This window comes from Pseudomonas sp. F220 (genome assembly GCF_057813935.1).
This window is the reverse complement of the sequence record NZ_JBVASJ010000024.1, coordinates 1-8749: the sequence shown is the minus strand read 5'-3', so window position 1 is coordinate 8749 and position 8749 is coordinate 1. Positions and strand designations below refer to the sequence as shown.

The following is an 8749-nucleotide window of genomic DNA, read 5'->3' as shown; positions in this document are numbered from 1 at the left end:
GCGGTCACCTGCGCGACAAAACCGATTACGGCAAGGTTGCATGAAGGGATTTTTTTCGCGACAAAGTCGCCCATGGCCACTGCAGAAAAACGTTTCATAAATGCCTTCTCAGAGTTTTGTCAGTGCCGCCCGGGTCACAGCGCAGCAGCGAGGGAAGTTGAGGCGAACAAGATCAAGAAGTGTGGAAAAGGTCAGACTTAAAATTGATTAAAGTCCCGCCACGACATTTTTATTCCGATAAAAACAGCCGCCCACCCGTCACCTGACGACCTTATTGGCAAATTTAAGCACTGGCACTTTTGACTGTATGTCACCTGAAACCCGGACAATCGGCGGACATTGAATTATTTTGCAATTAAAATTTTAACTATCTGTTTTATATGGTTTATTTAAAGATAAAAAAGCACGAAACCGACAGCCATAAAGGTTGCCGGCAGCATGCTTGGGCACAGGTTACAGCGATGTCAGGATCAGGCGCGACGGTCTTGGTCGACCAGGTTTACATCGGAGACAATATGGCCATCGACCAACTTCAAAACTCGATCAGCTAATTGGAAGTATTGATCATCATGAGTAATGATCAGCACGGTCTTACCACGACGTTTTAGTTCCGGCAGCAACTCCTCGTAGAAGAAGCGCTTGAACGGTGGGTCTTGATCCGCCGCCCATTCATCGAGGACATACACCGGGCGGTCTTCCATGTAGGCACACACCAGCGCCAGGCGTTTTTGTTGACCGTAGGACAGCTCTTTGGTGGTGGAATACCCCAGCCCCTCGATCTTGATTTTGTCGGCCAACCCCAAGGCGGCGAGGTACTTCTGAGCCAGTTCCGGATTAACCTCCTCGCCTTCCGGACCAATCAGCCGGTTGAACAAATGGAAGTCGCTGAACACGGCAGAAAACAGGTCGCGGTAATCACTGCGGGTCTCATCGTTGACGGCGACGCCATCGAGCAGGATCTGCCCGGCCTGGGGCACATATAGACCGCACAACGCTTTGACCAGGGTACTTTTTCCGCAACCGTTGCCACCGATGATGTAGATCAACTCACCGCTATTGATGGTCAGGTCGACTGGCCCCAGCGCAAAACCGCTCTCGGCATCCGCGCCGCGATAGTTCATCACTACGCCTTTGAGCGCGATCTGGTGCCAGTGCTTCTTGTGTTCCAGGCGCAGCACATTGGTGTTATCCGACTCGCCCTGTTCGGCATGGCGCTCGTTGATAAAGAAGCCAAACTCGGCGAGACGGTTGATCGCCACCCGACCTTGCGCCATGACCGGCATGGTGCTGATCAACAAGCCCAGCGGCCCGAGGATGTACATGACGGTCAAGACGCTGGCGGTCAGCACTTGGCTGCTGGTGACCATCAACAATGGCAAAACGAAAACCAGGCTGCCAATCAGCAATGACTGGGTGACCAGCCCCATGTTCTCGGCACCGAGGTACCACATGTGCTCGATAAAGTTGAAGCGCGCCACCCGCGTGGATGACTCCTTGATGGCGGAGCGTCCAAACCAGCGCCGGCGAATGCCGTTGAGTTTGAGTTCCTTGAGGCCGAACACCAGGCCGTGGGTGTGCTCGTTGAACGCGGTGAACTCATCACGCACGCGGCCGGTGAACTTGACACCGCCAAGGAACAGGAAGACGTACAGCATCGCGCCGACCGCCAGCAGTGCCAGGGTCAGGGCAAACACCGTCCATGACAGGTAAGCCAGGTAGGCCAGGCCGAACATGAACACTGTGGACTCCACCAGCATCACCGGCATCACCAGCAGCGTTGCATTGAGCTGCGGAATGTCGGTGGTCAACAGCGTCAGTACGTTGGGCGGGCCGCGCCGATCAACTTCTTCGAGGGGTGACGAGAGGATTTTCTGGCACAACGCAATGCGCAAGCGTGTCATCAATTTCATGTTGGCGTAGGCGGGAAACAAGGTCGCCCCGTTACGGAACGCCAGCGCCACCACACTCAAACCGACGAACCAATACACCAAGTGCACCCGCGACCCTTGCTCGTAGATCGCCAAGTTGATCACGTTGACCACCGCAATCGCCGCCACGCCGCTGATGATGCCAGTGACCAGTGAAAAGAAGGCCAGCCAGGGATGATTTTGCCAAAGCAGGCGCAAGACCGAGCCCGGCTTGGGCGGCTTCTCATGCTCTTTGTTCATGGATTAACTCCTCAAATACACTCAAGACCGGGCCTGGCCCGTCAGGAAAAACGCTGCATCCGGCCGGGGTGCCGGAGCCGCCAAGTGTACGGATTGCCCGCAAATCGGCTGTCCCAGAAAGCCTGTACAAAACACTGACCGAGGCAAATACGCGGTCGCCAAGCTGGCGCGGCCTGAATGTCCCCGCTTTCCATTACAGACCAGCACACAATGAATGGGCCTAATACGGACCCGAGCCAGGCCCTTCAGGAGTGAACGATGGCAGCGTTGATCGCTCACCCCCTACTTATAAAAACGTGGCTATAAAGGATGATTGCACTATGGATTTAAGCAGCATTCGAAATGCGGACAGCCCGCACTTCTACTTCATCCTCGGTGAGTTGATTTCCAGCACCGATCAGGATCACTTTGCACTCAACATGCTTAAGCTGATCGACAAGCTCGTGCCGGTCACGGCGTTGACGCTCAGCGAATGGACCTTTGATAAGTCAAATACTCACTTGGTCGATATCAAGGCCCTGGGCAGCGCCGGCGACCCTGCCGACATTCCCGCGCCCGACGCTTCCCGCCCCACCGCCAACGACTCGCTGCTCAAGGAGATGTTGGACATGGAAGGCTCGCTGCTGATCCGCCAGAAAACACGCACTAGAGGCGCGGCAAGCAAGGCCTCGCGGATTGCCACGCACCAGTGTGCGCTGGTGTCACGCGACGGCAACCGGCGCTGCGTGGTGAACCTGTATCGATCGCACACGCATAAAGACTATTCCCTGAGCCAATTGTCGCAACTCAAGAATCTCTCCGACGCCCTGCTGCCGCTGATTGAAAGCTATGCCCAGTTCAGTCGCCAGAGCACGCTGCGCAAAATGGGCAGTTGGATGGCGACCCCGATTGCCGATCAGGAACCGACGCACATTCAACGCGAGTTTCAAAAGCGCCTAACCCTCTGCGACATCACGTTGTCGACCCGCGAACAGGAAGTTTGCCTGGGCTTGCTCAACGGCGGAACGGTGCCGGAAATAGCGGAAAAACTGCACCTCAAAAACAGCTCTATCGAAACCTATCTCAAGCGTGCAACCGCAAAGCTTGGGGTTAGCGGCCGACACGGATTGACCAAATGGATGGTCGGCGCCTAGCACCACTCAAGAAACGGGTTGTAACCCGTGCTCCCTTTCAAATGAGGCTGGCCAATGAACAAGTTTGCTTTCTCCCTGGTGACGGTTGCAGTGACGTTGGGGGGATGCTCGCTCATCCCCGACTACCACCAGCCCGCGGCGCCAGTCGCGTCTCAGTACCCACAAGGCCCAGCCTATGCCGCAGGTGCAGGCGCGGTCGGTCAAGACGCTGCCCGCCAGGATTGGCGCACGTTGTTTCACGACCCGGCCTTGCAACAACTGATTCAGACTGCCCTGACCCAGAACCGCGACCTGCGTGTGGCGGCCCTGAACGTCGAGGCGTACCGCGCGCAATACCAGATCCAGCGTGCCGACCTGTTCCCGGCGTTTTCTGCGAATGGCAGCGGCAACCGCCAGCGGGTACCTGCGAGCATCACAAAGACAGGCAAGCCGGCGATAACCTCTACCTACTCGGCAACGCTGGGCATCAGTTCGTATGAATTGGATTTCTTCGGGCGCGTGCGCAGCCTCAGTGAACAGGCAATGCAGGAATACCTGGCCACTGAGCAAGCGCAGCGCAGTGCGCAACTGAGCGTGGTGGCCAGCGTCGCCAATGCCTACCTGACCTGGCGTGCCGACCAGGAGCTGCTGGAACTGACGCGCCAGACCCTGGCCTCCTACGAGGAAAGCCTGCGCCTGACCACGCGCAGCCTGGATGAGGGCGTGGCGTCCTCGCTGGACGCTGCGCAGGCGCAGACCAGCGTCGAGAGTGCCCGTGCCAACATGGCCCGCTATGAACGCCAAGTCGCGCAGGACCGCAACAGCTTGACGCTGCTGGTCGGCACCGCGTTGCCCGAGTCCCTGCCGGTCCGGCCGCTGGCCAGCGACCTGATCGCCCAAGTGCCTGCGGGCCTGCCGTCGGATCTACTGCAACGCCGACCCGATATCCTGCAAGCCGAATATCGGCTCAAAGCCGCCAACGCAAATATCGGCGCCGCCCGCGCGGCGTTTTTCCCCAGTGTCAGCCTGACCGCCAATGCCGGTGCGTCCAGCGCTCAACTGTCCAGCCTGTTCAAGGGCGGCTCGGGCAGTTGGACGTTCCAGCCGCAAATCAACCTGCCGATTTTCAACGCCGGCAGCCTGCGCGCGAGCCTCAACTACGCCAAGCTGCAAAGGGACATCGGCGTCGCCCAGTATGAAAAAGCCATCCAGACGGCGTTCCAGGAAGTGGCCGATGGCTTGGCGGCCCGCCAGACCTATAACAACCAACTGCGCGCGCAGCATGATTTGGTGCGGGCAAACCAGACATATTACGACCTTGCGCAACGCCGTTATCGTATCGGCGTGGACAGCAACTTGGTATTTCTCGATGCACAACGCTCGTTGTTCTCCTCGAAGCAGGCGCTGATCACTGACCGCTTGGCGCAGTTGTTGACGGACGTCAATCTGTACACCGCCCTGGGCGGCGCATGGGGAAACCCGACGCAGCTGGCCGTTGCCGAGACGCACCCGTGAGCACCTTCGAGCCTGGGCAATATGTGCGTCTGCGCTCGGGGGGCAAGAGAATGCTGGTCAAACCTGTACTGGACACCTCGCAATTGCCAAACACCGAGCTAGTGCTCTGCGAGTACGAAGAGAAAAAACGTATGATCCAGGGGTTCTATATTGCCGCAAACCTGACGCTGGTGAATGCCCCGCCGAACGCTCAAAATGCTGAACGCGAAGCGTCGCTGCGGAGCAAGATTGCGCGAGGGTGACCTTAAATTGAACTGGATTTAGACGCCTGTTGGCCGATGCGAAGATTTTGCCGCCTGCGATGTTTGCGTCTATTGGCGTTGAAATCACGAACAAAAGATGACGCGCGCCGCGTCGGTCTTTCTGGTGCGCTCCCAGCAGATGCTAATGACGACGGACGTGGAGGGAAGGTTTTAAAGCCTTGTTCAGCCCAGAACGTGCGACATTTAATCCTTGCTCAATTTGGGTATGGCCATACGGCTACCCAGTTCTTCCATTCGAAAAGCTGCGCAGCACATTCCGCCCTCCATTTGCCCCCCCGTGGCACAGAGGATCAAGTTGATTTTCTCCTTTGCGCCATCTTCAAAAATGACGAAGTCGCCCTCTAACCGGTCAATTTTTTTCCTCACCGCAATATTGCCGTGCTGAAGATGATGCAACAGTTGCGAGTTCACGATTGGGTTGGCTTCGAACAAACGATGATCAGGCTTCGGTAAGCCTCAGCCTGTCAGGTCTCCCACAAGCAACTTCAAAAGAAACTTGAAGACAGGCCTAGCCAACCACAATGGCAGGTGCGGACCATTTTCACCAAACACGTCGGCAGGTACACCAAACACATGTTTATGAATAGTAACCACGCCGCATGCTGATAAAGGCTTGTTGTGCATGAATGGCGGCTTCGCAGGTAGTGTACGCACCGGAATTACCCGCGCCCACCACTAACACGTTCTTATCGTGAAATTCCGAGCCGAATTGAAACCAATCGGAGTGGCGAACTTCCCCGTTAAACTTGCCACGGAACGATGGCAGGTTGGGCTTCCAGTTTGTCCTGGTGGCCAGCACGATCCAACGATAGCGCCGCGTAGAACCATCAGTGAGATTCACGGACCAGTGCCCGTCAGGATTCTTTTCAACCAGGGTCGCCGTTGTACTGAACTGAATAGATTCACGCAGCCCGAATGCCGCAGCGAAGCTCCTGAGATAGTGAGCTATTTGACGGTGGGACGGTTATTGGGGAGAGTCGCTAGACATTGGGAACCCTATGTAGACCTATAGATCCCTGGAGGAGATAAAGTGGGCCTAATCGTACGCTGCATCTTGTTCTAATTTCATAGCGCTTTCCTTGGATATTCAGTTCAGTGTTGAACCAAAATCTAAAGCGAAGCCGGTGCGTTCGATGAGCCTTTCGCGGCCATTTAGCGGACCATGGAGGACAGATAAGTTGCGCACTCAGGAAACCCGAACGTCATGCCCGCAATAGCAGAAAGGGAGGTGTTAGATTACCGGCTCAAAGCGATCGTCTACAGACTCATTCCGATGGAGAGCGTGTGACCTATGTTAGAGCCCGCAGCCACTGCCCAGCACTGGACGCAGCATCCCCAACAAGATGAAGCCGTGGTGGTTCCCAACGTCGCACGGGCCTTGTTCAGCCTGTTGATGGAAAGCGGGCTGTCGACGGAACGCATTTGCCGCGGGCTCGGCTTCGGCTATGCCGAGCTGCTTGATCTGGACATGCGCTTGTCTTATCGGCAGACCCGGATGCTGATTATTCGAACGCAGCGAGCGATCAACGACCCGGCGTTAGGACTCGCTACCGGCATGCGTCAGACGCCCGTGTCCTGGGGGCTGGCGGGCCCGGCCATGCTGACATGTAGAACCCTGGGCGAGGCTATTACCTATGGCCTTGAACATCAAGGTGATACCGGTGCGTTACTGGAGCACCGCGCCAGCGTTCACCCCAACGAGTTCATCATTGAGGTCAAACCCAAAGTGTTTGATCTTGAAATTGAACCCTTCTTGATCGAAGAAGCCTTTTCAAGTTCCGTATCCGTGGTGCGACGGCTTATCGGACCAGCCTTCAATCCCCTCAGGGTAGAGCTATCATATGCACGCCCGGATTATGCCCAGGCCTATCGGCGCGAATTTCGTTGCCCGGTAAAATTCATGGCCGGGAAAAATCGCTTGATCTGCGAAGCTAATTGGTTAAACGCATGCCTACCAGATTATGACGACATGGCGTGTGGACCATTGCGGGCAAAATTGGATCAGATGATGAACAGAGGCGGTTCACGAAATGATCTGATAGAAACCCTCTCCAGTCATATCCGCCTCAACCTCGACGATCCTGAAGCGCTGCAGACCTTTTCCAAGGAGCTCAACATGAGTGAGCGTACCTTGCGTCGCCGCCTGACGGACCTGGGCGTGACGTACAGTGGGTTGCTGGATCGAGTTAGGCACGAGCGTGCTTGCGACTTACTGCAAAACTCCAGTATGTCGATAGCCGACATTGCGCACACCATTGGTTTCAGCGATGCACGCGGCTTCAGGCGCGCCTTCAAGCGCTGGACGGGTGCGCTGCCGAGTACGCAGCGCATCGCCTGATGTCAGACTCTAAGCCGAGGTGTTCTTGAAAGCGATCACGGGTGAAGACGCGCCGCTGTCATTGGCCAACACCGGCAACTCTCGACGCAATACCCAGAGCGTGATCGGTTTGGGCAGAATTCTGGCCAAACGGATCAGCCACCTCATCGGCCAAGGAAACAAGTAGTCCCAGCGCTGGCTGCGCATCGCGTAGAGCATATGATTGACGGCGGCCGCTTCGGAAATTTCCAGCGGGGCTGGCATGCCATCGTTTGCGGTTTGCGCGGTGGCGACAAAACCTGGGTAAAGAGATAGAAAGCGAATACCTCGGTTACCAAACTCAATGCGACAGGCATCAATCAACAGGCGCAGCGCGCCCTTCGCGGCGCTGTATGGCCCCTGCAACGTCACACCCAGGAAACCCGCCAGGGAGTTGGTGTGCACTACAAAACCATGCCCCTGGCGACTCATCTGCTGCCGAGCGGGGAACAGATAATTGACCACTACATCGTAGTTCGAGCGCATATATGCAGTGACGTCAGCCGCATTCATCTCACGCATATCCAGCGCAGGGGCGCCGCCGGCATTGAGCACGACCACATCCAGACGACCATACAGCTCGACAATTTCATCCACGAGACCGGCCGCCGCATGCTCATCCAGGGCATCGACTGCCGAGACCAGGCATTTGCCGCCCTGAAGCGTGATTTCCAGTTGAAGATCATTCAGCAGCTCCTTGCGCCGGGCCGTGGCCACTACCCAGGCGCCTTCCTGCGCCAGACGCACCGCCAGCCCGCGCCCCATGCCGGAGGAAGCCCCCACCACCAGCACTACTTTACGCGCGAAGCTGACGCGCTTGCTCGCCGGGCACTGTCGGAGCAGGCCGACCAACGTCAATGCAATCGCCGAGAACGCGGCACTGACCAGCAACACGTACTCGGCGTTCTCCCCCACTACCCACTGCGACGACATCAAAGGGCCGAAGGCGCACCCCAGTAGTTGCATGCCTGGAACCAGCGCCGCTATCCGCCCCGAGCGATCAAGTTGCAACGCGATACGCACCTGGAAAGGCGTCAACATCAGCCAGATCAAGCCAAACGCGCCGCACAACACCAGAAATATCCTGACGCCCATATCGGCAGAAAAATACATCACCAACGCGATGCCGCCCAACAACAACGCGGCGACTGCCAGCAACGAGTAGTCCGAGACCCTACGCACTAGTGTGCTGTTTTCGAAATAACTTACCCCTCCATCTGCGTCTCCATCGCCTCGCGTGCTCGCCGTATCTTGCTCAAAATTTCCTCGCCCTTTGCGTTCCAAACGTACCGGGTCGGTCGTGCGTTCCGTAATGCTAGGAAGGCGGTAATCGAG

At 56.8% G+C, this 8749-nt stretch carries 8 protein-coding genes and 1 pseudogene; 4 read left to right on the top strand and 5 right to left on the bottom strand.

Translation table 11 applies throughout. The features are described 5' to 3' along the window. Window positions 1–470 precede the first annotated feature (470 nt). On the bottom strand, window positions 471–2168 hold the full coding sequence (locus tag ACZYSM_RS19465) for a cyclic peptide export ABC transporter (RefSeq protein WP_489073633.1): 1698 nt from the start codon (window positions 2166–2168) through the stop codon (window positions 471–473). A 320-nt stretch (window positions 2169–2488) separates the two neighbouring features. Between ACZYSM_RS19465 and ACZYSM_RS19460 the strand changes: the two genes are divergently transcribed. Genes ACZYSM_RS19460 through ACZYSM_RS19450 form a run of 3 tightly spaced genes read left to right on the top strand, consistent with a single transcriptional unit; the run spans window position 2489 to window position 5037 of the window. Continuing rightward, window positions 2489–3301, top strand: coding sequence for a helix-turn-helix domain-containing protein (locus tag ACZYSM_RS19460; protein ID WP_489073631.1), 813 nt, complete (start codon window positions 2489–2491; stop codon window positions 3299–3301). Window positions 3302–3355: 54 nt separating this feature from the next. Beyond that, window positions 3356–4795, top strand: a complete 1440-nt coding sequence (gene adeC, locus ACZYSM_RS19455; RefSeq protein WP_489073629.1) for an AdeC/AdeK/OprM family multidrug efflux complex outer membrane factor — start codon at window positions 3356–3358, stop codon at window positions 4793–4795. Beyond that, window positions 4792–5037, top strand: coding sequence for a hypothetical protein (locus ACZYSM_RS19450; RefSeq protein ID WP_489073626.1), 246 nt, complete (start codon window positions 4792–4794; stop codon window positions 5035–5037). Before adeC ends, ACZYSM_RS19450 begins: the two co-directional genes overlap by 4 nt. A gap of 204 nt (window positions 5038–5241) precedes the next feature. On the opposite strand, the gene ACZYSM_RS19445 is transcribed toward ACZYSM_RS19450, so the two are convergent. Both ACZYSM_RS19445 and ACZYSM_RS19440 read right to left on the bottom strand, forming a co-directional pair. Further along, window positions 5242–5490 carry a hypothetical protein gene (locus ACZYSM_RS19445; RefSeq protein WP_489073624.1) on the bottom strand — a complete coding sequence of 83 codons (249 nt, stop codon included), beginning with the start codon at window positions 5488–5490 and terminating at the stop codon, window positions 5242–5244. A gap of 145 nt (window positions 5491–5635) precedes the next feature. Further along, complete coding sequence (locus ACZYSM_RS19440; RefSeq protein WP_489073665.1) at window positions 5636–5968, bottom strand: SidA/IucD/PvdA family monooxygenase; 333 nt, start codon at window positions 5966–5968, stop codon at window positions 5636–5638. Window positions 5969–6349: 381 nt separating this feature from the next. Here ACZYSM_RS19440 and ACZYSM_RS19435 point away from each other — a divergent pair, with 381 nt between their 5' ends. Continuing rightward, entirely contained in the window at window positions 6350–7396 is a 1047-nt protein-coding gene (locus ACZYSM_RS19435; RefSeq protein ID WP_489073622.1) for an AraC family transcriptional regulator, read from the top strand. A gap of 9 nt (window positions 7397–7405) precedes the next feature. On the opposite strand, the gene ACZYSM_RS19430 is transcribed toward ACZYSM_RS19435, so the two are convergent. Beyond that, window positions 7406–8347: an SDR family NAD(P)-dependent oxidoreductase gene (locus ACZYSM_RS19430; protein WP_489073663.1), complete on the bottom strand. Its 942-nt coding sequence runs from the start codon at window positions 8345–8347 to the stop codon at window positions 7406–7408. A 272-nt stretch (window positions 8348–8619) separates the two neighbouring features. Further along, window positions 8620–8749: pseudogene (locus tag ACZYSM_RS19425) on the bottom strand (IS630 family transposase); the annotation flags it as partial.

Coding starts and splice junctions, on each gene's coding strand:
- adeC (WP_489073629.1), top strand. CDS start 3,356: ATGAACAAGTTTGCTTTCTCCCTGGTGACGGTTGCAGTGACGTTGGGG.
- ACZYSM_RS19465 (WP_489073633.1), bottom strand. CDS start 2,168: ATGAACAAAGAGCATGAGAAGCCGCCCAAGCCGGGCTCGGTCTTGCGC.
- ACZYSM_RS19430 (WP_489073663.1), bottom strand. CDS start 8,347: ATGTCGTCGCAGTGGGTAGTGGGGGAGAACGCCGAGTACGTGTTGCTG.
- ACZYSM_RS19460 (WP_489073631.1), top strand. CDS start 2,489: ATGGATTTAAGCAGCATTCGAAATGCGGACAGCCCGCACTTCTACTTC.
- ACZYSM_RS19435 (WP_489073622.1), top strand. CDS start 6,350: ATGTTAGAGCCCGCAGCCACTGCCCAGCACTGGACGCAGCATCCCCAA.